20 protein-coding genes and 1 pseudogene are annotated in these 23,792 nt (G+C 53.7%); 15 read left to right on the top strand and 6 right to left on the bottom strand.

Annotation, left to right across the window (positions count from 1 at the left end; genetic code table 11):
* The first annotated feature begins 42 nt into the window (after positions 1 to 42).
* The 10 genes from dhaK to QMN38_RS11410 all read left to right on the top strand — a co-directional run bounded on the left by dhaK (position 43) and on the right by QMN38_RS11410 (position 11,727).
* Entirely contained in the window at positions 43 to 1,113 is a 1,071-nt protein-coding gene (gene dhaK / locus QMN38_RS11455; protein WP_048211439.1) for a dihydroxyacetone kinase subunit DhaK, read from the top strand.
* Positions 1,114 to 1,124: 11 nt separating this feature from the next.
* Entirely contained in the window at positions 1,125 to 1,757 is a 633-nt protein-coding gene (gene dhaL, locus QMN38_RS11450; protein ID WP_271449265.1) for a dihydroxyacetone kinase subunit DhaL, read from the top strand.
* A 10-nt stretch (positions 1,758 to 1,767) separates the two neighbouring features.
* Positions 1,768 to 3,198 carry a dihydroxyacetone kinase phosphoryl donor subunit DhaM gene (gene dhaM / locus QMN38_RS11445; protein WP_323605090.1) on the top strand — a complete coding sequence of 477 codons (1,431 nt, stop codon included), beginning with the start codon at positions 1,768 to 1,770 and terminating at the stop codon, positions 3,196 to 3,198.
* Between the two features lie 172 nt (positions 3,199 to 3,370).
* Positions 3,371 to 5,083: an alpha,alpha-trehalase gene (locus QMN38_RS11440; RefSeq protein ID WP_323605089.1), complete on the top strand. Its 1,713-nt coding sequence runs from the start codon at positions 3,371 to 3,373 to the stop codon at positions 5,081 to 5,083.
* Between the two features lie 207 nt (positions 5,084 to 5,290).
* Complete coding sequence (locus QMN38_RS11435; protein WP_271449232.1) at positions 5,291 to 6,313, top strand: ABC transporter substrate-binding protein; 1,023 nt, start codon at positions 5,291 to 5,293, stop codon at positions 6,311 to 6,313.
* Complete coding sequence (locus QMN38_RS11430; protein ID WP_271449264.1) at positions 6,313 to 7,299, top strand: FecCD family ABC transporter permease; 987 nt, start codon at positions 6,313 to 6,315, stop codon at positions 7,297 to 7,299. Before QMN38_RS11435 ends, QMN38_RS11430 begins: the two co-directional genes overlap by 1 nt.
* Complete coding sequence (locus QMN38_RS11425) at positions 7,296 to 8,057, top strand: ABC transporter ATP-binding protein (protein ID WP_271456329.1); 762 nt, start codon at positions 7,296 to 7,298, stop codon at positions 8,055 to 8,057. The genes QMN38_RS11430 and QMN38_RS11425 overlap by 4 nt, the downstream gene beginning before the upstream one ends.
* 9 nt (positions 8,058 to 8,066) lie before the next feature.
* Entirely contained in the window at positions 8,067 to 8,879 is an 813-nt protein-coding gene (locus QMN38_RS11420) for a class I SAM-dependent methyltransferase (RefSeq protein WP_323605088.1), read from the top strand.
* Positions 8,876 to 9,733 carry a ModD protein gene (gene modD, locus QMN38_RS11415; RefSeq protein ID WP_323605087.1) on the top strand — a complete coding sequence of 286 codons (858 nt, stop codon included), beginning with the start codon at positions 8,876 to 8,878 and terminating at the stop codon, positions 9,731 to 9,733. The genes QMN38_RS11420 and modD overlap by 4 nt, the downstream gene beginning before the upstream one ends.
* A gap of 23 nt (positions 9,734 to 9,756) precedes the next feature.
* The gene (locus QMN38_RS11410; protein ID WP_271449229.1) at positions 9,757 to 11,727 is read left to right on the top strand and encodes a TonB-dependent receptor plug domain-containing protein; all 1,971 of its coding nucleotides are present in this window, start codon (positions 9,757 to 9,759) and stop codon (positions 11,725 to 11,727) included.
* A gap of 375 nt (positions 11,728 to 12,102) precedes the next feature.
* Here QMN38_RS11410 and QMN38_RS11405 read toward each other — a convergent pair whose 3' ends face one another.
* The gene (locus QMN38_RS11405) at positions 12,103 to 12,357 is read right to left on the bottom strand and encodes a GlsB/YeaQ/YmgE family stress response membrane protein (protein ID WP_048212573.1); all 255 of its coding nucleotides are present in this window, start codon (positions 12,355 to 12,357) and stop codon (positions 12,103 to 12,105) included.
* A gap of 201 nt (positions 12,358 to 12,558) precedes the next feature.
* Here QMN38_RS11405 and ycgR point away from each other — a divergent pair, with 201 nt between their 5' ends.
* The gene (ycgR, locus tag QMN38_RS11400; protein ID WP_323605086.1) at positions 12,559 to 13,293 is read left to right on the top strand and encodes a flagellar brake protein YcgR; all 735 of its coding nucleotides are present in this window, start codon (positions 12,559 to 12,561) and stop codon (positions 13,291 to 13,293) included.
* Positions 13,294 to 13,304: 11 nt separating this feature from the next.
* Here the strand turns inward: ycgR and emtA are convergent, their stop codons facing one another.
* Positions 13,305 to 13,916: a membrane-bound lytic murein transglycosylase EmtA gene (gene emtA, locus QMN38_RS11395; RefSeq protein WP_040232326.1), complete on the bottom strand. Its 612-nt coding sequence runs from the start codon at positions 13,914 to 13,916 to the stop codon at positions 13,305 to 13,307.
* Between the two features lie 98 nt (positions 13,917 to 14,014).
* Between emtA and ldcA the strand changes: the two genes are divergently transcribed.
* On the top strand, positions 14,015 to 14,929 hold the full coding sequence (ldcA, locus tag QMN38_RS11390; protein WP_323605085.1) for a muramoyltetrapeptide carboxypeptidase: 915 nt from the start codon (positions 14,015 to 14,017) through the stop codon (positions 14,927 to 14,929).
* A gap of 97 nt (positions 14,930 to 15,026) precedes the next feature.
* Positions 15,027 to 16,760, top strand: a complete 1,734-nt coding sequence (locus tag QMN38_RS11385; RefSeq protein ID WP_271441511.1) for a potassium/proton antiporter — start codon at positions 15,027 to 15,029, stop codon at positions 16,758 to 16,760.
* On the opposite strand, the pseudogene QMN38_RS27200 reads toward QMN38_RS11385, so the two are convergent.
* The 3 genes and pseudogenes from QMN38_RS27200 to QMN38_RS11375 form a co-directional block, all read right to left on the bottom strand.
* Positions 16,701 to 16,847 (bottom strand): annotated as a pseudogene (locus QMN38_RS27200) (hypothetical protein); the annotation flags it as partial. The gene QMN38_RS11385 and the pseudogene QMN38_RS27200 sit on opposite strands and share 60 nt — an antisense overlap.
* Positions 16,848 to 16,862: 15 nt before the next feature.
* Positions 16,863 to 17,933, bottom strand: coding sequence for a catabolic alanine racemase DadX (gene dadX, locus QMN38_RS11380; RefSeq protein WP_271441512.1), 1,071 nt, complete (start codon positions 17,931 to 17,933; stop codon positions 16,863 to 16,865).
* A gap of 12 nt (positions 17,934 to 17,945) precedes the next feature.
* Positions 17,946 to 19,244, bottom strand: coding sequence for a D-amino acid dehydrogenase (locus tag QMN38_RS11375; protein ID WP_271441513.1), 1,299 nt, complete (start codon positions 19,242 to 19,244; stop codon positions 17,946 to 17,948).
* A 322-nt stretch (positions 19,245 to 19,566) separates the two neighbouring features.
* Here QMN38_RS11375 and QMN38_RS11370 point away from each other — a divergent pair, with 322 nt between their 5' ends.
* The gene (locus tag QMN38_RS11370; RefSeq protein ID WP_271441514.1) at positions 19,567 to 21,099 is read left to right on the top strand and encodes a SpoVR family protein; all 1,533 of its coding nucleotides are present in this window, start codon (positions 19,567 to 19,569) and stop codon (positions 21,097 to 21,099) included.
* A gap of 103 nt (positions 21,100 to 21,202) precedes the next feature.
* Here QMN38_RS11370 and fadR read toward each other — a convergent pair whose 3' ends face one another.
* Entirely contained in the window at positions 21,203 to 21,922 is a 720-nt protein-coding gene (gene fadR / locus QMN38_RS11365) for a fatty acid metabolism transcriptional regulator FadR (RefSeq protein WP_005122254.1), read from the bottom strand.
* A 237-nt stretch (positions 21,923 to 22,159) separates the two neighbouring features.
* Between fadR and nhaB the strand changes: the two genes are divergently transcribed.
* On the top strand, positions 22,160 to 23,704 hold the full coding sequence (gene nhaB, locus QMN38_RS11360; protein WP_271455575.1) for a Na(+)/H(+) antiporter NhaB: 1,545 nt from the start codon (positions 22,160 to 22,162) through the stop codon (positions 23,702 to 23,704).
* The last annotated feature ends 88 nt before the right edge of the window (positions 23,705 to 23,792 follow it).

The raw sequence follows: 23,792 nt of genomic DNA, 5'->3' as shown, positions 1-23,792 counted from the left end.
TGAATGTGCAGCCATCTCAGGACTGTCTGCGGAGCATAAACAATGAAAAAATTGATCAACCGTGTTGAAGACGTACTGAACGAACAACTCGCCGGGCTGGCAAAAGCCTACCCTTCTCTGGCACTGCATCAGGACCCGGTGTATGTCACTCGCGCGGATGCGCCAGTGATGGGCAAAGTGGCGCTGCTTTCCGGTGGCGGTAGCGGACATGAACCAATGCACTGCGGTTACATTGGCCAGGGTATGCTCTCCGGTGCCTGTCCGGGTGAAATTTTCACCTCGCCAACGCCGGATAAAATGTTTGAATGCGCCATGCAAATTGACGGCGGCGAAGGCGTACTGCTGATAATCAAAAATTACACCGGCGACATTCTTAACTTCGAAACGGCAACCGAGTTGTTGCATGAAAGCGGCGTCAAAGTCACCACGATGGTCGTGGATGATGACGTGGCGGTGAAAGACAGTCTGTACACAGCCGGTCGTCGCGGTGTGGCAAATACGGTATTGATTGAAAAACTGGTCGGTGCGGCCGCAGAACGTGGAGACTCACTGGATGCCTGCGCAGCGCTGGGACGCCAGTTAAACAACCAGGGGCATTCCATCGGGATTGCCATTGGCGCCTGTACCGTGCCGGCGGCCGGTCAACCGTCATTCACCCTGCAGGACAACGAAATGGAGTTTGGCGTCGGTATCCACGGCGAACCCGGCATTGACCGCCGTCCATTCTCTTCGCTTGATCAAACGGTGGATGAAATGTTTGACACCCTGCTGGAAAACGGCAACTACAGTCGTACGCTGCGTCACTGGGATCACCTTCAGGGCGCCTGGCAGGAAGGGAAAGAAAGCAAACGCGCGCTACAGAGCGGCGATCGCGTGATTGCGCTGGTCAATAATCTCGGTGCGACACCGCTGTCTGAACTCTTCGGCGTGTATAACCGCCTTGAAAGCCGTTGCCAGGATGCCGGTATTGTCATCGAACGTAACCTGATAGGCTCTTACTGCACCTCTCTGGATATGACCGGTTTCTCAATCACCCTGCTACAAGTGGATGACGAAACGCTGAGCTTATGGGATGCACCGGTTCACACCCCTGCACTCAACTGGGGTAAATAAGGAGATTCATGATGTCCCTCACCAGAACACAAATTGTTAACTGGCTCTATCGCTGCGGCGAAATATTCACCACCGAAAGCGATTTTCTTACCGGCCTTGACCGGGAAATCGGCGATGCCGACCACGGTCTGAATATGCACCGCGGCTTCAGTAAAGTGGTCGAAAAGCTCCCGTCCATTGCGGATAAAGACATCGGCTTTATTTTGAAAAATACCGGGATGGTACTGCTCTCAAGCGTCGGTGGTGCCAGTGGCCCGCTGTTCGGCACCTTTTTCATCCGCGCGGCGCAGGTCACTCAGGCCCATCAAAGCCTGACGGTTGACGAGTTGTATCAGATGATGCGTGATGGCGCGGAAGGGGTCATTAGCCGCGGAAAAGCCGAACCGGGTGACAAAACCATGTGCGACGTTTGGGTGCCCGTCGTCGAATCTTTGCGCCAGTCCAGCGAACAAAAGCTGAGCGTACAGGCCGCACTGGAGGAGGCAAGCGCCCAGGCAGAAACTGCGGCGCAAAGTACCATCACGATGCAGGCGCGCAAAGGCCGCGCCAGTTACCTTGGTGAGCGCAGCATTGGGCATCAGGACCCCGGCGCAACGTCCGTTATGTTTATGATGCAAATGTTGGCGCAGGCTTCCAGAGAGTAAGGATAAAACGATGGTAAACCTGGTTATTGTGTCTCACAGCGCCCAACTGGGCGAAGGCGTCGGTGCGTTAGCCCGACAGATGTTAATGGGTGATGGTTGTAAACTCGCTATTGCCGCAGGCATTGACGATCCTGAGAACCCCATTGGCACCGACCCCATCAAAGTGATGGAGGCCATTGAGTCAGTGGCAGACACGGATCACGTGCTGGTGATGATGGATATCGGCAGCGCGCTACTGAGTGCGGAAACCGCGTTGGATCTGCTCGACCCGACAATCGCCGCCAAGGTGCGTCTATGCGCAGCCCCGCTGGTTGAAGGTACACTGGCGGCAACCGTCAGTGCTGCAGCGGGCGCTGATATCGATCGGGTCATCAATGATGCCATGAATGCCCTCGACGCCAAGCGTGAGCAACTGGGTTTACCTTCGTCTTCTGTCGCGAAGACCGCACCTGCTGAATTGTCACCCGACACGGATGCCCGTTCGATTGCCGTGACCGTAAAAAACCCCAACGGTATACATGTTCGCCCGGCATCACGGCTGGTCTCCACATTGTCTGGCTTTAATGCCGACATGTGGCTGGAAAAAAACGGCAAGTGCGTCGTCCCTGACAGCCTGAATCAGATAGCGCTGCTGCAGGTGCGTTGTAATGACACACTGCGCCTGATTGCCAAAGGTGAACAGGCAGACGCGGCTCTGGCTGCATTTAAACAACTGGCGGCTGAGAATTTTGGCGAGTCCGTCGAAGAAGCATGCACTGAAAGTATCTCAGTACCGGTGCCTGCGCTGGCAACGGGCACGGCCTTTTTCTATACGCCGTTCTCACCGGAAGTCACCCATCGCCCCGCCGCGGATGTGCAGGACGAGCAGCAGCGGCTAAAAGCGGCCATTCAACGCACACTCGACGACCTGAGTGATTTAACCGCGCTGGCAGAGGAGAAATATTCCGCTGATATCGCCGCCATTTTCTCTGGTCATCACACGCTGCTCGACGATCCTGAGCTTTTCGATATGGCCTGTGATTTGATGCGCGAAGAGCAGTGTAGCGCAGCCTACGCCTGGCATAACGTACTGAGCGATCTGAGTCAGCAGTATCTGCAACTCGATGATCCTTATTTACAGGCGCGATACATTGATATTGAGGATTTGCTGTCCCGTACGCTGCAACATTTAACCGGCGAAAGTGCACATATCCCCGCGTTTATTCGACCGACCATTCTGGTCGCCGATGTCATCTATCCGTCTACCGTGCTGCAACTCGACCCGCTCACGATTAAAGGGATCTGCCTGCGAGCCGGTAGTGAAGCCTCCCACTCGGCGATTATCGCCCGCGAGATGGGCTTGTGCTGGGTATGCCAACAAGGCGAAACCCTCGATGCTATCAAGATGGGTGACACTCTGACTCTGGACGGCATAGCAAATCGGGTGATCCTCGCTGGCTGATACCCACAGCCCACCCTTTATCTGTAAAAGGTGGGCTATTTCACTTCCCCCGACAGGAAATGTCTGTTTATTCGCAAAATGGGGGGCCGATCACGCGCAACGGTCGATCCTGAACTAAGGTTTTCTCATGGTAAATGCCGCAACTTCGGCACGCCGCTAAGGAGATTAACCGATGATAACGCCCGCCATTCGCCACCCAGGCCTGCTCTCAGTGGCGATAAAACTGACGCTCGCAAGCACCTTTTTTGCTCTGGCCTCTTTTACTGCGCACGCTGAGGATTCACCTGCCGCTACGCCTTCTCCTCCTGATATTCTGCTTGGTCCGTTGTTCAATGATGTACAGACAGCAAAGCTATTTCCCGATCAGAAAACCTTTGCCGACGCAGTGCCCAACAGCGATCCGCTGATGATCCTTGCCGATTATCGGATGCAGAAAAATCAGTCTGGCTTTGATTTACGCCATTTTGTGGAAGTGAATTTCACGTTGCCAAAAGAGGGTGAGAAATACGTACCCCCGGCCGGGCAATCACTCCGCGAGCACATTGACGGACTGTGGCCGGTACTCACTCGCTCAACCACCGATGTCGAAAAATGGGACTCTCTGCTGCCGCTACCAGAACCCTATGTAGTGCCGGGTGGGCGTTTTCGTGAGATTTATTACTGGGATAGCTATTTTACCATGCTGGGGCTGGCCGAGAGCGATCGCTGGGACAAGGTCTCTGATATGGTGGCCAACTTCGCTTATGAAATTGATTCGTGGGGGCACATTCCTAACGGCAACCGCAGCTACTACCTGAGTCGTTCGCAGCCGCCGTTCTTTGCCTTTATGGTTGAACTGCTGGCGCAGCATGACGGTAACGACGCGCTGAAAAAATATCTCCCGCAGATGCAAAAAGAATACAGCTACTGGATGGAAGGAGGCGAAGCACTTCAGCCCGGTCAACAGCATAAACGTGTGGTCAAGCTGGCTGATGGCACCCTTTTAAACCGCTACTGGGATGACCGCGATACGCCAAGACCTGAATCCTGGGTTGAAGATATTGCCACCGCGAAAAGCAACCCGAACCGCCCTGCCACTGAAATTTATCGCGACCTGCGCTCAGCCGCCGCATCCGGATGGGACTTTAGTTCGCGCTGGATGGATAACCCCAACCAGCTCAGTACCCTGCGCACCACCAGCATCGTGCCTGTCGACCTCAATGCATTGTTATACAAGATGGAGAAAATGATCGCTCTCGCCAGCAAAGCCGCAGGTGACGATGCCAAAGCAGCGCAGTACGAGGGCTTTGCCAATGCCCGCCAAAAAGGGATTGAAACCTGGTTGTGGAATGACAAAGAAGGCTGGTATGCCGACTATGATCTGAAGAGCCACAAAGTCCGTAATCAGTTAACTGCCGCCGCGCTGTTCCCCTTATTTGTGAATGCGGCAGCGAAAGATCGCGCCAGCAAGGTGGCAGCAGCAACTCAGGCGCATCTGTTGCAACCTGGCGGCCTTGCCACCACGTCGGTGAAAAGCGGCCAGCAGTGGGATGCCCCCAACGGCTGGGCGCCGTTACAGTGGGTCGCTGCATCGGGATTACAGAACTATGGCCAAAATGATGTCGCCATGGATGTCACCTGGCGATTCCTCACCAATGTGCAGCACACCTACGATCGTGAGAAAAAACTGGTTGAGAAGTATGACGTGAGCAGCACAGGAACCGGTGGCGGTGGTGGCGAATACCCGCTACAGGATGGTTTCGGCTGGACCAACGGCGTAACGTTAAAAATGCTCGACCTGATATGTGCGAAAGATAAACCCTGCGACAGCGTACCGGCAACGCGCCCCGCCCCCGCCAGTAACACGCCTTCCGAGGCCAAAAAGCAGACTCAACCGACATCCTAATCTTCTCGGGTGTCTTAAGCGTCCTCTAAATCCGCGCCTGGTCGCGGATTTTTTGGTGCCATAAATCTCCATTTCAGGTGTATCCATTGCATCTAGCCCTTATGGGGTAGCCCCTGTTTTCATCCGTGTGAAATTGATTCTGAACATGTTTTTATTCGCTGTATATGTAAATATATAGCGATTTTATCACTGTTCAGGACCAACATAATGCCACTGACAAGAAGGATGTTTGCCCAACTCGTGGCATCTGCGCTGCTGTTACGCCATTTTCCGGCCCTTGCCCAAACACCGCTTACCGTTGCGGTCGGTTCTCCGCCGTCACCCGACGCAATCCAGCGCGTCGTCAGTGCCGGAGCACCTGCCGATATGCTATTGCTGGCCGTCGCACCGGAAAAACTGGTGGGATTTTCATCCTTTGATTTTTCTCACCAGGCCGCAGTGCCATTCCATCATGACATTTTGGCGTTACCGAAGTTGGGAAGACTGGCAGGACGCGCCAGCACCCTGTCACTGGAGGCCTTGTTAGCACTGAAACCCGATCTGGTGGTTGACTGCGGCAATGCTGATGAAACCTGGCTTTCCCAAGCCCGGCAGGTCAACGCGCAAACGCACGTTCCGTGGCTACTGATTAACGGCGAGCTCCGACAAACCCCGGCGCAACTGCAAGCCGCAGGGGCCGCGCTGGGTGTGGCAACACGGGCCTCTGCACAGGCCGCACTGGCCCGTCGGTTTATTGATGACGCAGATGCGTTTTCGCACTCCCCCGCAGCAAAACTGCGCTTTTATGCCGCACGCGGTGCCAGAGGGCTGGAAACCGGTTTGCAGGGTTCACTGCATACCGAGGCACCAGAGTTACTGGGATTACACAATGTCGCGCAAATCCCGGGACGACATGGATTGACCCAGGTATCCATGGAAAATCTGTTGAGCTGGCAGCCCGATATTATTCTGGTTCAGGATGCAGTCACCGCACAGTACCTGCGAGAAGATCCCGTCTGGCAAGGGGTCAAAGCCGTTGCTGAGCAACGTATTCTGTTTCTCAGCGGACTGCCGTTTGGCTGGCTGGACGCCCCGCCGGGCATCAACCGGTTACTCGGATTACGTCGCCTGCACGCCTGGCTTGACCCCAAAATTGAAATCCACTTTAAGACCGATATGCAGCGCTACGCAGAGTTGTTCTGGCACACCTCATTAAGCGATGCACAGTTTCAGAAGCTGGTGACACTGTGATGAGAATGACAACGCTGAGTATCCTGATGATCGCAGCCATTGCCGCGTGCGTCATCGTCGCAACGGTTTCAGGTGCATACCGCCTGGATGCCCAGCAGGTGATGAACCTCATTGCTGGCCATCCAGGCGTGCCGTCCCAGGACAAAATCGTCTTCTGGCAGATTCGATTGCCGCGCATTCTGGCTGCATTGCTGCTGGGCGCGGCACTGGCGGGCGCAGGGACCACTTATCAGGGTATGTTCCGTAACCCACTGGTGTCGCCGGATATTCTCGGTGTGGCGGCCGGGGCGGGTTTAGGGGCCTGTACCGCCATCCTGCTGGGTTTACCGATCCTGTTTATTCAACTGTATGCGTTTGTCGGCGGTCTGTTCGTGGTGGCGGGCGTGTGGCTCATCACCCAGCGGGTAAAACGCCACGATCCGGTACTCACCCTTGTACTGGTCGGCATTGCGTTGGGTACGGTGTGCGGCGCAGGGATTTCGCTCATCAAAACGCTGGCTGACCCGTATACCCAACTACCGTCGATTACCTTCTGGCTACTCGGTGGTCTGTCGACCATCACCGCCCATGACCTGTGGTTGTCCGCACCGCTGATTGTGGCCGGTTTGGTGCCGCTGTTGCTGCTACGCTGGCGTATGAATTTGCTCACCCTCTCGGATGATGAAGCCCGTTCTCTGGGTATCAACGTATCCCGGCTACGGCTCTGGCTGATTATCTGCGCCACGCTTATCACCGCCTGTACTGTGGCGATTGCCGGAATTATTGGCTGGATTGGGCTGGTGGTGCCACACATAGGCAGACTGCTTTGTGGGAACAACCACCAACGGCTACTGCCCGTTTCAATGGGGATCGGCGCTATTTTACTGCTGCTGACAGATACCCTTGCCCGTACCCTGAGCAGCACGGAAATCCCGCTGGGGATCCTGACCGCGTTTATTGGTGCCCCCTTCTTCCTGTTGCTTCTGCTCCGGGGAGGCCGACAATGACGCTGCTGACCGTACAACATGCGTCTCTCGGCTACCATTCCCGACACCCTGTATTGCGCGATGTCTCGTTTAGCGTCGCACCAGGGTCAATCTGTTGCCTGATTGGCGCCAATGGCAGCGGGAAAACCACCCTGATGCGTACCATTCTTGGCGTTCTTCAACCGCTTGCTGGCCACATTACGCTTGATGGTATCGCGGTGAATCATCTCAGCGACCGTGAACGCGCCGCCGCCATCGCCTGGGTTCCTCAGGCACATGACGGTGCGTTTGCCTTCACGGCTCTGGATATGGTGATGATGGGACTGGCCCCGCAAATGGCGGCATTTGCCGTTCCCGGCATCAAAGAGCGCGATATCGCCCTTGAACAACTGGACGTGCTGGCAATCCCACATCTCGCGCCCCGGCGCTGGAACACACTCAGCGGTGGTGAACGTCAACTGGTGTTGATTGCCCGTGCGCTGGCACAACGTCCACGTCTTTTACTGCTGGATGAACCCGCTTCCAGCCTCGATTTTGGTCACCAGATCCGACTGCTCGACACACTGGTCACGCTAAAAGATTCTGGCATGGCGCTGCTGATGTCGACCCACCATCCGTTGCATGCGCGCGCCATTGCCGACAGCGTGGTGCGCGTCGAGCCAGATGGTCTGGTGTCTCAGGGGGGGCCTGAGCACCAACTGGCTGCTGAACGTCTGGCCACCCTGTATCGGGTCACCCCCTCACAAATAGCCCATCACCTCTTTGGCTCACACGATTAAGGAATCACGATGCTCATTGACGACATTGATTTTGCCGACCTGTACCGCAAACAGTTACTTCTGGCGAAGCGAACCGAGAAAAAACCAGAGCACTGGGACAAACGCGCGGAAAAAATGGCAGAGAATTGCGCCTCATTAACCGACAGCTACCTGCTCCAGTTATTGAGCAAGATTGACCTGAAAGGTGCTGAATCACTGTTTGATATGGGTTGCGGACCCGGTACGGTTGCGCTGGCGCTGGCAAAAAAAATGCCGATTGTTTACGGCGTAGACTACAGCCCGGGAATGCTGAGCGTTGCCGCTCGCCGTGCCGGGCAGATGGGCGCGCGCCACGTACAGTGGGTGCAGCGCGCATGGGAAGCGCACTGGGACGACCTACCCCAATGTGATATTGCCGTTGCCTCACGTTCGACGCTGGTTGCCGATATGCGCCAGGCCATGACCAAACTGAATAATCAGGCACGGCTACGGGTTTACACCACCCATCTCGTCAGTTCCTCATTTGTATCACCCACGATTCAGCGTGCGTTGGGCCGCGAGGTGATTGAGCTTCCCAACTATATCTATGCACTGAATGTTTTGTATCAGATGGGCATTCACGCACATGTTGATTTTATCCGTGGACCCAACTGCCAGCAGGACAACAGCACCTGGACACGTTTTCTGGAAAACGTGCGCTGGAGCATGGGGGAACTGAGCACAGACGAAATTGAGCGTCTGGAGCACTGGTACCATCAGCAGGACCCTCGCACCATCGCTCCCGCCAGTCGCGACTGGGCGCTTATCTGGTGGGACAGCGTACCGCGGGAGGCGCTGCAATGATCTACTTCTCACAGGCACAAGTCGATGCGCTGCTGCTGGAGGATATTCAGGGCGGCGATTTAACAACCCGCGCGTTGGGTATCGGCGCACAGCCAGGAAGTATGAGTTTTTATCACCGCCAGGGCGGGTGCGTGGGCGGAACCGCTGTTGCCAGACAAATGCTGACATCACTGGGTTTGACCGTTACCGACCTTGTGGCAGATGGCGAACGGGCGAACACCGGACAGTTACTTCTGCGCGCACACGGTAACGCGGCGGCACTACACCAGGGCTGGAAAGCGGTACAGAACGTGCTGGAGTGGAGTTGCGGTGTCTCACGCTATCTCGACGAGATGCTGAACGTGCTACGCCAACGCTATCCTGATGGCCAGATTGCCTGTACCCGCAAAGCCATTCCCGGCACGCGTTTGTTGGCGACTCAGGCGATCCTTGCCGCCGGGGGCATTATCCACCGGGGCGGGTGCGCCGAAACCGTTCTGCTATTTGCGAATCATCGCCGCTTTCTTGCCGATCCGCACGGCTGGACTGCGGCAATCGCGCAACTCCGCGCCCATGCGCCAGAAAAAAAGATTGTGGTCGAAGCCGATACCCCCGATGAGGCACTGGCCGCGCTACATGCTGCGCCTGATGTGCTGCAACTCGATAAGTTTACCCCTGAGCAGGCAGCAGACATCGCTCGCCTGGCTCCTTCTCTGGCCCCCCATTGCACGCTGGCGCTGACTGGCGGCATTACCCTCGCCTCACTGGCGAGTTATCTCGACTGTGGCATCAGACTCTTTATCACCTCCGCGCCTTACTACGCCCCACCGGCGGATATCAAAGTCAGCCTGAGCCCGGACGCACGTGGCATATAACATTTATAAATGGACTATAAATAATGAATTTCAACAAAAGTTGTCTTTACACAGCCCTGTCGTTTGCTTTCGCGCAAGGTGCTTTTGCTGGGCAGGAAAGCGAAACCATGACCGTCTGGTCTAGTCCGGCCTCCGCCGCAACCACGACGGTTTTGGGCCAGGAAACGATGCAGCAACTGGATAAACAAAACGTGGCGCAGGCGCTAAGCGTCGTTCCCGGCGTCGTGCTGCAAAAATCCGGTAACCGTAATGAGCAACAAGTGAAAGTCCGCGGTTTTGACAGCCGTCAGGTCCCGGTCTTTTTCGACGGTGTTCCGGTGTACATTCCCTACGATGGCAACCTTGATTTAGGTCGTTTTCTGACATCCGATATCGCGTCTGTCGAAGTCTCTAAAGGCTACTCATCTTTGCTACAGGGGCCGAACCAGATGGGTGGCGCTATCAACATCACGACCAAAAAACCCACCAAACCGATTGAGGGCTCTCTGGGGTATCGTCAGGGCTGGAGCCGGAGCAAAGACAATGCCCATGATATGCACGCGTCGTTCGGTGCCAGCAACGATCTCGGATATATCCAGCTCAGTGGTAGCCAGCTAAAACAGGATTTCCTCGGATTACCTCATGGTGTTGATAACCCGGTAGCGGGCAGCAATGGCAAGATGATTAACTCATCAGCCGATGATAAACGCGGCATCGTGAAACTGGGTTTCACGCCACGCGGCGATGATGAGTATGTTCTGACCTACATTAATCAGGACGGCGAAAAAGATAACCCGCCGTATGCCGGAACCAGCAGCCAGAAATCGCGTTATTGGCAATGGCCGCAATATGATAAAGAAAGTTATTACTATCAGGGCACCACGCATTTGGGCGATCGCTTTACATTGAAAAGCCGCCTGTATCGCGACACCTTTGAAAATACACTGATGATGTACAATTCCCTTGCCGATCTGAAAAATAAGAAAGGCAGCTACAGCCATTATTCTGACTATAGCGACGGCGCAGGTTTGCAGCTTTCCGCTGATATGCGGGAAAACGACCTGCTCTCTTTCGCCGTGAACTGGAAAGACGATGTTCATCGCGAAAAAGGGGCTCCGAATGCCGCTTATGACCGCTACGAAGATCGTACCTGGTCTGTCGCCAGTGAATATCAATGGGCGGCTGCGGATAATGTCGATGTGGTGGCAGGTATCAGCTACGACTGGCGTGACAGCGTAGAGGGGATGAAGCACGAGAAAAACGGCAGTGTTACCCATTATGATGACAACAACCAGTCCGCCTTTAACTGGCAGGTAATGACCAAATACCACTTTGAAAATTCTGACACGTTAGCGCTCTCCTACTCTGACAGAACGCGCTTCCCCACACTGAAAGAACGCTACACCACGTCAAAACCGGCTTATAACCAGATAGCGCTGGTCAACCCGCAGCTAAAACCGGAACGCGCCCGTAGCGTCGATCTCACGTGGAACGGTTCGTTCACCCAGAACTGGGGATTCGAAGCCAGCGTGTATTACAACCGCATTACCGATGCGATTCTGTCCCACAATATTGATGCCGACACGATTCAGAACCAAAACAGTGGTCGGGTGGATTACACCGGCCTGGATGCAGGCGTCAAAGGTAAGGTCTTTGACATGCTGGATGTGGGGCTGAGCTACGGCCTTATCCATGCTGACGTTAAACGCAGCGACATCGGTAAAATTACCGATCTGCCAACACAAACGCTAACCGCCTGGATGACGCTGAAGCCGTGGGACCCACTCAGCATTACGCTGTCCGAAGAAGCCCGCTCTTCAAGCTATAGCAATTCTGATGGCTCACAAAAAGCGGCTGGGTTCGCCATTACCCACCTCCGGGCAGATTACACCCTCGGACATGGCTTTAGCGTTAACGCTTCGGTCAACAACCTGTTTGATACACAGTACGTCTACAGCGAAGGGTTTATCGAAGAAGGTCGAAATTACTGGGCCGGGGTTGAGTATCAGTTCTGACTTAGCGATACAGAGAAACGGCCCCGTTCAGGGTAATGCTGTTCAGTTAACGCCTCAGTTTCAGAAAGTATCGCCTGTGAGGGTAGAAGTTATGAATATGCACTCTCAGAGAAAGGGTTCCGTTCACCTCATGTTCATCGCTTCTCTGAAACGCCGGCTCCTGTGAACGTGTAAAGGGCGTTCTCCGCCACGCCCTTTACAATCCCGCCGGGAGCCTGGGATGCAAGGGAGGCGGCGGTGAGCCTCCCTTGCACGTTCACGGGTATCTGCGCTTCAGAGAAATGACACAACTAAGGTGAACGGAACTCTGAGCAAGAATCACATGTTCACCAGACATGCTTAACTGAACGGCATTACTGCTCGGGGGCCGTTTGATTAATCTCGTCGTACCAGTCGGAAAACACCCAGTACTACAATCGCGCCGACCACGGCCACCAGGAAGCTGTGGAGATTAAACCCACTGACATCGCCGCCGATACCAAACATCGTTGCCAGCCACCCACCGACCACAGCGCCGACAATACCGAGAATGCAGGTCAGAATAAACCCACCGCCATCACGCCCCGGCATAATCAGCTTGGCGATAACCCCCGCAATCAGACCAAAAATAATCCAGGCAATAATTCCCATTTTCAGGCCCTCTTTCCAGTGAACGCACACGCAAGACACTCCTGCGCCAGCACGTTAAGTATAGGCAAGTCATCGCTACCTGCTGTTTGCACTCAGACTTAATTCATTGGCTTGGGTAAAAAATTTCATCCATTTGTATTAAGTTCCGTCTCGCGATGCCGATAACCCAACGATAAGCCAGGTATCCAGGAGTCATTAGGTGTGAGTAACTACAATGAGCAGTTCCTGAAGCAAAACCCGCTCGCAGTATTAGGGGTACTCCGGGACTTAAATTCACAGCAGGTTCCACTGCGTATCTCCTGGTCAGGAGGTCAGTTCATCAGCAAAATTCTTGCTGTCAGCCCGGACGAATTGATCATGGATTTTGGCAGTCAGGAATATGAAAACCAGGCCGTGCAACGCGCCAGCCAGATCTCAATTATCGCCGAAACGCAGGGTGCCAAGGTGGAGTTTACCCTCCCGCAACTGACAAAAGGCGAGTATCAACGATTGCCAGCCTTTATCTCATCGTTGCCACCTTCGCTGTGGTTCGTCCAGCGCCGGGAATACTTCCGTATCGGTGCACCGTTACACCCGCCCTATCACTGCAAGGCGAAAATGCCGGACAACAGTATCCTGCATTTTCGCTTATTCGATTTGTCTCTTGGCGGCATGGGCGCGCTATTAGAAGGGACTACACCGGAGGGGCTGGTTGAAGGTATGCGCTTCTCGCAGGTTGAACTGAATATGGAACAATGGGGTGTGTACCACGTTGATGCCCAGCTCATCTCGATTACCGAGCGAAAAGTGATCGACGGGAAAAATGAGACCATCACCACTCCCCGCCTGAGCTTTCGTTTTCTCAACGTCGGCCCGGCGGTGGAGCGGAATTTACAGCGGATTATTTTTTCGCTTGAGCGCGAGGCTCGGGAAAAGTCGAATAAAGTACGCGAGTAATATCACGCGCGTTACATCGCATCCAGCGCTCGCTGAAGCTTCCAAATATAACGTGGAGCCTGCGGCGCAGGATGGTTATCGACAACATGTTCAAAAAACTCATCCGCGCTCAGATCGTTGATTTTGCTGATGGCTTTTTTCCTGTCAGAGGAGAACGTCCGCAGCAGCGCCCCGGCACCGTTCGCATATGACACCACCAGCGCATATTGCATCACCTGTGGGTCTTCAATTCCCGCCAGCGGACCGGTTTCAAGAATGCTCAGATACGCCGCCCCCATGGAGATATTACGCTCTGGATTTTTCAGCTCACTGGTCGACGGCTCCCCGCTCCATCCCATGCGACGATAAACGTCCCGCCCGGAGGTGGAGGCTTTAAGCTGCATCAGACCGATGGCATTAGATTTACTGACTGCATTGGGGTTCCCCCCTGATTCAATAGCGATAATCGCCGTAATCAATTGTGGGCTAACGCCCCAGGCCGCGCCGGCTTTTTCACTGATAGGCATCCATTGCATCGCGCGTTTAACCGGAACTTCTGCGTTCCATGGCGGGTTTTTGTAATCCTGTTTTGAACTACAGCCCGCAAGTATTACAACCAAAAAAGCAAACCATCTCAATTTCACGTCATCTATCCTTATAGCCGGAACCTGTCGCTGAGGTGACAACGACATACCTACGCGGCATGATATACATTTGGTTTTAGTTGTAGCAAGGAAATGCCATGTCCCGGTTTCACTTAATTGCCCCGTCGGGCTACTGTATCAACCAGCAGGCTGCATTACGTGGGCTTGCGCGTCTTACTGAGGCCGGTCATCAGGTCGATAACACTGCCGTCATCGCCCGCCGCTGTCAGCGTTTTGCCGGTACCGAAGCCGAGCGTCTGGCGGATGTGAATTCACTCGTTGAGCTAAAAACGCCTGATACTATTGTGATGGCGGTGCGCGGCGGCTACGGTGCGAGCCGTTTGCTGGCAGAGATTGACTGGCAGGCGCTGGCCGTTCGCCAGCAACAGAACCCACTCCTGCTGTGTGGTCACAGCGATTTCACGGCTATTCAATGCGGGCTGCTGGCGAAGAGTCATGTCATCTCGTTTAGTGGCCCGATGCTGGCAGCTAACTTCGGTGCCGAGGAAATGAACGCCTTTACCGATCACCATTTTTGGCAGGCTTTGCGCAATGCCGAATTTACCCTCGACTGGCAAGGGCATGGCCCGGATTGCGCTACCGAAGGCACGCTGTGGGGCGGAAATCTGGCGATGCTCATTTCGCTGATGGGGACGCCGTGGATGCCCGCCATTGAGAACGGTATTCTGGTGCTGGAAGACATCAACGAGCACCCGTTTCGCATCGAGCGCATGCTGCTACAACTTTATCATGCTGGGATCCTCGCCCGCCAGAACGCCATCATTCTCGGCAGTTTTAGCGGCAGTGCGCCTAATGATTATGATGCCGGTTACAGTCTTGATTCAGTCTGCGCGTTTTTGCGTGCCAAATTATCGGTTCCACTGTTAAGCGGCCTCGATTTTGGCCATGAACAACGCACCGTCACCTTACCTTTAGGGGCCAAAGCCGTGCTGAAAAATGATAAAAACGGCAGTCAACTCACAATCTCCGGTCATCCGGTGCTTAAATCGTAAAAAAAGCCTGCCTCAGGGCTAAGTAAAACGCTGTTTCTGTCGTTATTATGTTAGGGTTTATTAATACGAAACAGCGTAATTCAGGAGTAACCGAACGTTGGATGCCGCAGCAATCATTAGCCTTTTTATTTTGGGTTCCGTTCTCGTCACCTGCAGTATCTTGCTAAGTTCATTCTCATCACGTCTTGGTATCCCGATTCTGGTGATTTTCCTCGCTATTGGCATGTTAGCGGGCGTGGACGGTGTTGGCGGCATTCCTTTTGATAACTACCCTTTTGCCTACATGGTCAGTAACCTGGCGTTGGCCGTGATCCTGCTTGACGGCGGGATGCGCACTCAGGCCAGCTCCTTTCGTGTTGCGCTAGGCCCGGCATTATCGTTGGCGACCGTGGGCGTGCTGATTACCTCTGGTTTAACCGGCATGATGGCGGCATGGCTGTTTCATCTGGATCTCATCGAAGGACTGCTGATTGGCGCGATTGTCGGCTCAACCGATGCCGCGGCGGTATTTTCCCTGCTCGGCGGTAAAGGACTTAACGAACGTGTGGGCTCGACGCTGGAAATTGAGTCAGGTAGTAATGACCCAATGGCCGTATTTCTGACCATTACGCTTATCGAAATGATCCAGAACCACGAGACCGGTTTAAGCTGGATGTTCGCCGTGCATATTATCCAGCAGTTTGGCTTAGGTATCGCTATCGGTCTCGGCGGTGGGTACCTGCTCCAGCAGATGATTAACCGTATTTCTCTGCCTGCCGGGCTGTATCCGCTGCTGGCCTTAAGCGGTGGAATCCTGATTTTTGCCCTGACTACCGCACTTGAAGGCAGCGGCATTCTGGCGGTTTATCTGTGTGGCTTCCTGCTGGGAAATCGCCCGATCCGCAACCGATTCGGTATTCTGCAAAACTTTGACGGTCTGGCCTGGCTGGCGCAAATTGCCATGTTCCTGGTGCTGGGATTGCTGGTGACGCCATCCGACCTGTTGCCGATCGCGATTCCGGCGTTGATTTTGTCTGCCTGGATGATTTTCTTCGCGCGTCCGTTGTCGGTGTTCGCCGGATTGCTGCCATTTCGTGGTTTCAATCTGCGTGAGCGCATTTTCATTAGCTGGGTTGGCTTACGCGGTGCGGTACCCATCATCCTTGCCGTCTTCCCGATGATGGCGGGTCTGGAAAATGCGCGTTTGTTCTTTAACGTCGCATTCTTTGTGGTACTGATCTCGCTGCTGTTCCAGGGGACGTCGCTGTCGTGGGCCGCTAAAAAAGCCAAAGTCGTGGTACCTCCTGTTGGCTGGCCAGTTTCACGTATTGGTCTCGATATTCACCCGGATAATCCCTGGGAGCAGTTCGTTTACCAGTTGAGTGCCGATAAATGGTGCGTAGGGGCCGCATTGCGTGACTTGCATATGCCAGAGGAAACGCGTATTGCCGCACTGTTTCGTGACAACGTGCTGTTTCACCCATCAGGCAGTACCCGCCTGCGTGAAGGCGATGTGCTGTGCGTCATTGGTCGCGAACGCGACCTGCCCGCCTTAGGCAAGCTGTTCAGTCAGTCACCGCCAGTGTCGTTAGACCAGCGTTTCTTTGGTGATTTTATTCTCGAAGCCAGCGCGAAATATGCCGATGTGGCACTGATTTATGGTCTGGAAGATGGCACCGAGTATCGTGATAAGCAGCAAACGCTGGGTGAAATTGTTCAGCAACTGTTGGGTGCTGCACCGGTTGTCGGTGACCAGGTGGAATTTGCCGGTATGATCTGGACGGTAGCCGAAAAAGAAGATAATGCCGTGCTGAAAGTGGGTGTCCGCGTGGCAGAAGATGAGGATGAATAACGCAGTTGTTTTGGCCGGGTGACGGCTGCGCCTTACCCGGCCTACAAATGTACTGCTTCTGTAGGCCTGAAAGCTGCGCGCCGTCAGGCAACTCTACAAAAGTTACATCGTCACTACCGGTACGCGCAGCGCCAGAGAGCACATTAATTCATAGCCCACCGTGCCCGCCGCTGTCGCCACATCGTCGATTTTAATCTCTTTGCCCCACAGTTCCACAGGCGTTCCTATCCCCGCCTGTGGACATGGTGTCAGGTCAACCGCCAGCATATCCATGGATACCGTGCCGACCGTCCCGGTACGTACACCGTCCACCAGGACAGGTGTCCCACTCGGAGCATGGCGCGGATAACCATCGGCATAGCCTGTTGCCACAATTCCAATGCGCTGATCACCGCTGGCAGTGTAACGGCCACCGTAACCAACCCGGTCGCCTGCTTTCAGCGTTTGCACACCGATAATCTCACTGCTCAGCGTCATCACTGGCTTAAGTCCGGTGTTGGCAATGTCCCGCCATTGTCCCGACGGCGACGCGCCGTACAGAATAATGCCCGGACGAACCCAGTCATAATGCGCTTGTGGGTGCCACAGCGTCGCAGCAGAATTCGACAGCGAACGTCTACACTCCAGTCCTTCCGTTGCCTGCGCAATACGCGCCATCGCGTCCTTGATGCCATCCGGATGTTCAGCATCAGCAAAATGCGACATTAGCGTCATCTCACCCACGTTAGGCATTGCCCGCAACTGTTGCCAGACGGTCGCTACTCGCTCTGGTAAGAAACCCAGCCGGTTCATGCCGCTATTCACTTTCAGGTAAATATCCAGCGGCGCGTTCAGCCGGGCATTTTGCAACGCTTTGAGCTGCCAGTTACTGTGGACACAGGTGGTCAGACGATATGTGTCATACACCGTCAGGTCTTCGGCATGGAAAAACCCCTCCAGCATTAAAATCGGTCCTTTCCATCCCCGCTCCCGCAGGGTGATCGCCTCCTCGAGGTTGAGCATAGCGAAACCATCGGTCGTTCCCAGTGCCGTCCAGACGCGTTCTATACCGTGTCCGTAGGCATTGGCTTTTACGACCGACCAGACGCGGGAGTCCGGCGCAGCCTGACGCGTAATGGTCAGGTTTTGTTTCAACGCCTGCAGGTCAATGCTGGCCAGTATCGGGCGGGTCATCTCGCGTCCTTATTAGTTATGTACGCCATGTAAATGCCGTGGGCGAGACGGGGTAAATCCCGGACTGTAACGCGCCACGCTCAGATCGTCATACGGTATGGCTGGCGTGCGACCAGAGAGAATATCGCTCAGCAACTGACCCGATCCACACGCCATCGTCCAGCCCAGTGTGCCATGCCCCGTATTGAGCAGCAGATTCTTAAAGCGGGTACGCCCCACCACTGGCGTTCCGTCTGGCGTCATCGGACGCAGCCCGGTCCAGAAGGTGGCTTGTTCAACATGACCGCCGCGCGGAAAGAGATCGCGCACCACCATCTCCAGCGTTTCACGACGTGGTTGTAGTAGCTCGGTATTAAAACCAACAATTTCTGCCATACCGCCAACACGAATTCGCTCATCAAAACGGGTAATAGCGATTTTGTAGGTTTCATCAAGAATAGTGGAAACCGGCGCACCATCATCTTCTGCCACCGGTATGGTTAATGAGTAGCCTTTGAGCGGATACACCGGAATATCAACGATCCCTTTGAGCATCGCTGTGGAATACGAGCCAAAGGCCATAACATAGGCATCGGCTTTGATAACTTCGTCGCCACACTGGACACCATAGATTTGCTCGCCTTCGCTGAGTAGCTTATCGACGGGGGTGTTAAAACGGAATTTTACCCCCGCCTGCTCGGCCATTTTCGCCAGACGCTGGGTAAACAACTGACAGTCACCGGTTTCGTCATTCGGCAACCGTAATCCCCCAGTCAGTTTGTGCGCGACCTCTGCCAGCGCAGGTTCGACTTCCGCCAGACGATTTGCCTCCAGAAGTTGGTACGGCACACCGGCATCTTCCAGCACGGCAATATCACGCGTGGCGTTCTCATACTGTTGAGCGGTTCTAAACAGTTGTAACGTACCGCCCTGACGACCCTCATACTCGATCCCCGTGGTGGCTCGCAGCGCCTTCAGACAATCACGGCTGTACTCCGCCAGACGCACCATGCGCCCTTTGTTTTCCATGTAGTGGCTGGTGTCGCAGTTGCGCAGCATTTGCCACATCCACTTCAGTTGGAACTGCGTGCCGTCGAGGCGTACAGCCAACGGAGCGTGGCGCTGAAACATCCATTTTATCGCTTTTAGCGGTACGCCTGGCGCCGCCCACGGCGCGGCATAACCAGGAGAGATTTGCCCGGCATTCGCCGCACTGGTTTCCAGTGCCGGACCCGGCTCACGATCGATGACGGTGACATCGTGTCCAGCCTGACTTAAATACCAGGCGCTGGTCACGCCAACGACGCCACTTCCCAGTATGACAACTCGCATAGCCACTCCGTTAACAGTAAAAGAACAATCTTCTAATTACATCTTGATAACTCAGTTGAAAATATTATTCAACATATGGCTTTTTTATGGTGATGTATCTCACACATAGCAGTGATTGCAGGGAAGTCTCTGCTTTGGCATCTCCTGCTGCGCGTAAATTTTATCCAGCATAAAATTTTGTTACCTCGACGTTTTTCGACGCTTCGCTAACGTGAAATCGCAAAGAAAAAATTTCTCCTGCAGCACGCTTTTTAACACCATGATCTATGCTTGAAATGAGGTACTCCAGACAGAGAGTGCCGCCAACAATGAGGGTGCGCGAATGGCTACGATTGATTCCATGAACAAGGACAGCACACGGTTAAGCGATGGACCCGACTGGACGTTTGATCTGCTGGATGTCTATCTGGCGGAGATAGACCGCGTGGCGAAACTCTACAAACTGGATACCTACCCGCACCAAATCGAGGTGATCACTTCTGAACAAATGATGGACGCCTATTCCAGCGTAGGGATGCCAATCAACTATCCGCACTGGTCGTTTGGTAAAAAGTTTATTGAAACCGAACGCTTGTACAAGCATGGTCAGCAAGGACTGGCCTATGAGATTGTTATTAACTCCAACCCGTGTATCGCGTACCTGATGGAAGAGAACACCATCACCATGCAGGCACTGGTCATGGCGCATGCCTGCTATGGACATAACTCTTTCTTCAAGAATAACTACCTGTTCCGCAGTTGGACAGACGCCAGCTCCATCGTCGATTACCTGATCTTTGCGCGAAACTACATTACCCAGTGTGAAGAGCGTTACGGTGTTGATGAAGTTGAGAAACTCCTCGACTCCTGCCATGCGCTGATGAATTACGGCGTTGACCGTTATAAACGCCCGCAAAAAATCTCACTACAGGAAGAGAAGGCCCGGCAGAAAAGCCGTGAAGAGTATCTGCAAAGCCAGGTGAATATGCTGTGGCGTACGTTGCCGAAGAAAGAGGAAGAGAAGACGATCTCTACCGCACGGCGTTATCCTTCTGAGCCGCAGGAAAACCTGCTGTATTTTATGGAGAAAAACGCCCCACTGCTTGAGTCCTGGCAGCGAGAGGTCCTGCGTATTGTGCGTAAGGTAAGCCAGTATTTTTATCCCCAGAAACAGACTCAGGTTATGAACGAGGGATGGGCAACCTTCTGGCACTACACCATCCTCAATCACCTTTATGATGAAGGCAAAGTCACCGAGCGCTTTATGCTGGAGTTTCTGCATAGCCATACCAACGTGGTATTCCAGCCACCGTATAACAGTCCATGGTATAGCGGGATAAACCCTTATGCGCTGGGTTTTGCTATGTTCCAGGATATCAAACGTATTTGTCAGTCGCCCACCGAGGAGGACAAATACTGGTTCCCAAATATTGCGGGTTCCGACTGGCTGGAAACGCTGCATTTCGCGATGCGTGATTTTAAAGATGAGAGCTTTATCAGCCAGTTCCTGTCACCAAAAGTGATGCGCGATTTCCGCCTGTTCACGGTGCTGGATGATGACCGCCATAATTACCTGGAAATTTCAGCGATTCACAATGAGGAGGGGTATCGCGAGATTCGTAACAGACTGTCATCGCAATATAACCTGAGCAATCTGGAGCCGAATATTCAAATCTGGAATGTCGATCTGCGCGGCGACCGTTCACTGACCTTGCGTTACATCCCACATAACCGCGCGCCGTTGGATAAAGGACGCAAAGAAGTGTTGAAGCATGTTCATCGGCTATGGGGATTTGATGTGATGCTGGAGCAGCAAAATGAAGATGGCAGCGTTGAACTGCTGGAGCGTTGCCCGCCAAGGATGAACGGCCTGTAAAATTGATTGCCGGAGGTGGTGTAATACACCTTATCCGGCCTACGATGTAGACGCATTGTAGGCCGGATAAGACGCTTTGGCGTCACCATCCGGCATTGCGCGATTAACGTCCCTGAATAGCTAAATCGCCCGGCAAATTCTTCTGCATACGGTGCCAAATCTCACCACTGTCGTGACCATAGCGGCGCACCGTTTCATAGACCAAATCATGAGCGCCCTGCTCACACAGCTCTGACAGCTTACGGTAGAAGTTCAGCGCCAGGCCGCGTGCTTCCGGGTTAGCAAAGTAATGACGGCCAATACGCGTATAAAGTCCTTTCATACCGTTGAGGATCAAACCGTAAATCGGATTGCCCGACGCAAATGCCAGACCGCGGAAAATGTTGTAGTCCAGATCGGCAAACGCGTCAGCATGGTCAGCAACCTGATTCGCCGTTGCCAAAACGTCCTGGGCTTTATCAGGATGTTGGCGGAATGCAGTGCGAATAAAGATCGTCGAGATGTTGGTACGCACAGACAGCAGATTATCAATCAACTGCGGAACGCTTTCGTGATCGAGACGCGCCAACGTTTCCAGGATATTCAGCCCGGAGGTTTCCCAGAAGTTATTCACTTTCGTCGGTTTGCCGTGTTGAATGGTCAACCAGCCGTCCCGCGCCAAACGCTGCAATACTTCGCGTAACGTGGTACGTGTTACTCCAATAAGTTCGGAGAGTTCACGTTCAGCGGGCAAAATAGTGCCAGGTGGGAAGCGGTTATTCCAGATACTCTCAATGATGTACTCTTCCGCGAACCCAGCAGGGCTTTGCGCCTTAATGACCATAGTGATAATTCCATTACACAGCAAAACATAGTTACACACATCATACCAGACGGGTTTCTTAGCTGATAGCTGACGCAACGAAGAAAAAGTGGATCAAGGCTTCATTTTCCAGATAACGCTGATACGCAGTCAGTACGATAAGCCACGTGAAGAGCTTGCCTGCATTCACTCGTGCCGCTAAGCTTTGCGGTCAAACATAAAAACATGATTTCATTTTTACAGGTAAGGGAAACTGCCATGGAGCTATCATGGGGCCGCGCTATGTGGCGCAATTTTTTAGGCCAGTCGCCGGACTGGTATAAACTTGCACTGCTCGTCTTCTTAATCATTAACCCGCTTATTTTTTTCATCAATCCCTTTATCGCGGGTTGGTTGCTGGTGGCCGAATTCATTTTTACGCTGGCAATGGCGCTTAAGTGTTATCCACTGCTGCCAGGCGGGCTGTTAGCCATCGAAGCTGTCGTCATCGGCATGACCAGCGCCACTCATGTTCGTGAAGAAGTTGCCGCCAACCTTGAAGTGCTCTTGCTGCTGATGTTTATGGTGGCGGGCATCTACTTTATGAAGCAACTGCTGCTGTTTATTTTTACCCGACTGCTGCTCAGTATTCGCTCCAAGATGCTGCTGTCGCTGGCCTTTTGTGTTGCCGCTGCCTTCCTTTCTGCGTTCCTCGACGCATTGACCGTGGTCGCAGTCGTGATCAGCGTGGCGGTCGGTTTTTACGGCATCTACCATCGCGTCGCCTCTTCCCGTCCGGAAGATAACAATTTGCTGGATGACAGCCATATCGACCAGCACAATAAAGCCGTACTTGAGCAGTTCCGTGGTTTTCTGCGCAGCCTGATGATGCACGCGGGAGTCGGCACCGCGTTAGGCGGTGTGATGACCATGGTTGGCGAACCGCAGAACCTGATTATCGCCAAAGCGGCTGGCTGGCATTTTGGTGATTTTTTCCTGCGCATGTCGCCGGTCACCGTTCCGGTGTTGATTTGCGGTCTGCTCACCTGCCTGCTGGTTGAAAAGTTACGTTGGTTTGGCTACGGTGAAACATTACCGGAAGCTGTCCGTGGCGTTCTGCAACAGTTTGACGATGAAAGCCGTCAACAACGTACCCGCCAGGATAAAATCAAGCTGATTATTCAGGCTGTTATCGGCGTATGGCTGGTCGTTGCCCTCGCGCTGCATCTGGCAGAAGTCGGATTAATTGGTTTGTCGGTGATTATTCTGGCGACTTCGTTAACCGGTGTCACTGACGAACACGCTATTGGTAAAGCCTTCACCGAATCGCTGCCCTTCACCGCGCTGCTTACCGTATTTTTCTCCGTGGTTGCGGTGATTATCGATCAGCAACTCTTTGCGCCGATTATTCAGTTTGTTTTGCAGTCTTCTGAACATGCACAACTGACCCTGTTCTATCTTTTCAACGGCCTGTTGTCGTCAATTTCAGACAACGTCTTTGTTGGCACCATTTACATCAACGAAGCGAAAGCGGCGCTGGAGCACGGGACGATTAGCCTGAATCAATATGAACTGTTAGCGGTGGCGATTAATACCGGAACCAACCTGCCTTCCGTGGCTACGCCAAATGGTCAGGCGGCATTCTTGTTCCTGCTTACCTCCGCACTGGCACCACTGATTCGTCTCTCCTACGGCCGTATGGTGTGGATGGCATTGCCGTATACGATCGTCCTGACGCTGGTAGGTCTGTTGTGCGTAGAGTTCACGCTGGTCCCCGTGACCGAATGGATGACGCAAACAGGCTGGTTAGCTACACTTTCATAACAATAAACCGGGTAAATCACTGCCCGGTTTGACTTTTTGCATGATAATTATCCGATTACACAATATTTCAATTGCCGCTAGTGGCGCA

The sequence above is a fragment of the Citrobacter sp. R-1.5.2 genome, from assembly GCF_035064245.1.
Lineage (GTDB): Bacteria > Pseudomonadota > Gammaproteobacteria > Enterobacterales > Enterobacteriaceae > Citrobacter.
This window is presented reverse-complemented; position numbering and strand designations above follow the sequence as displayed.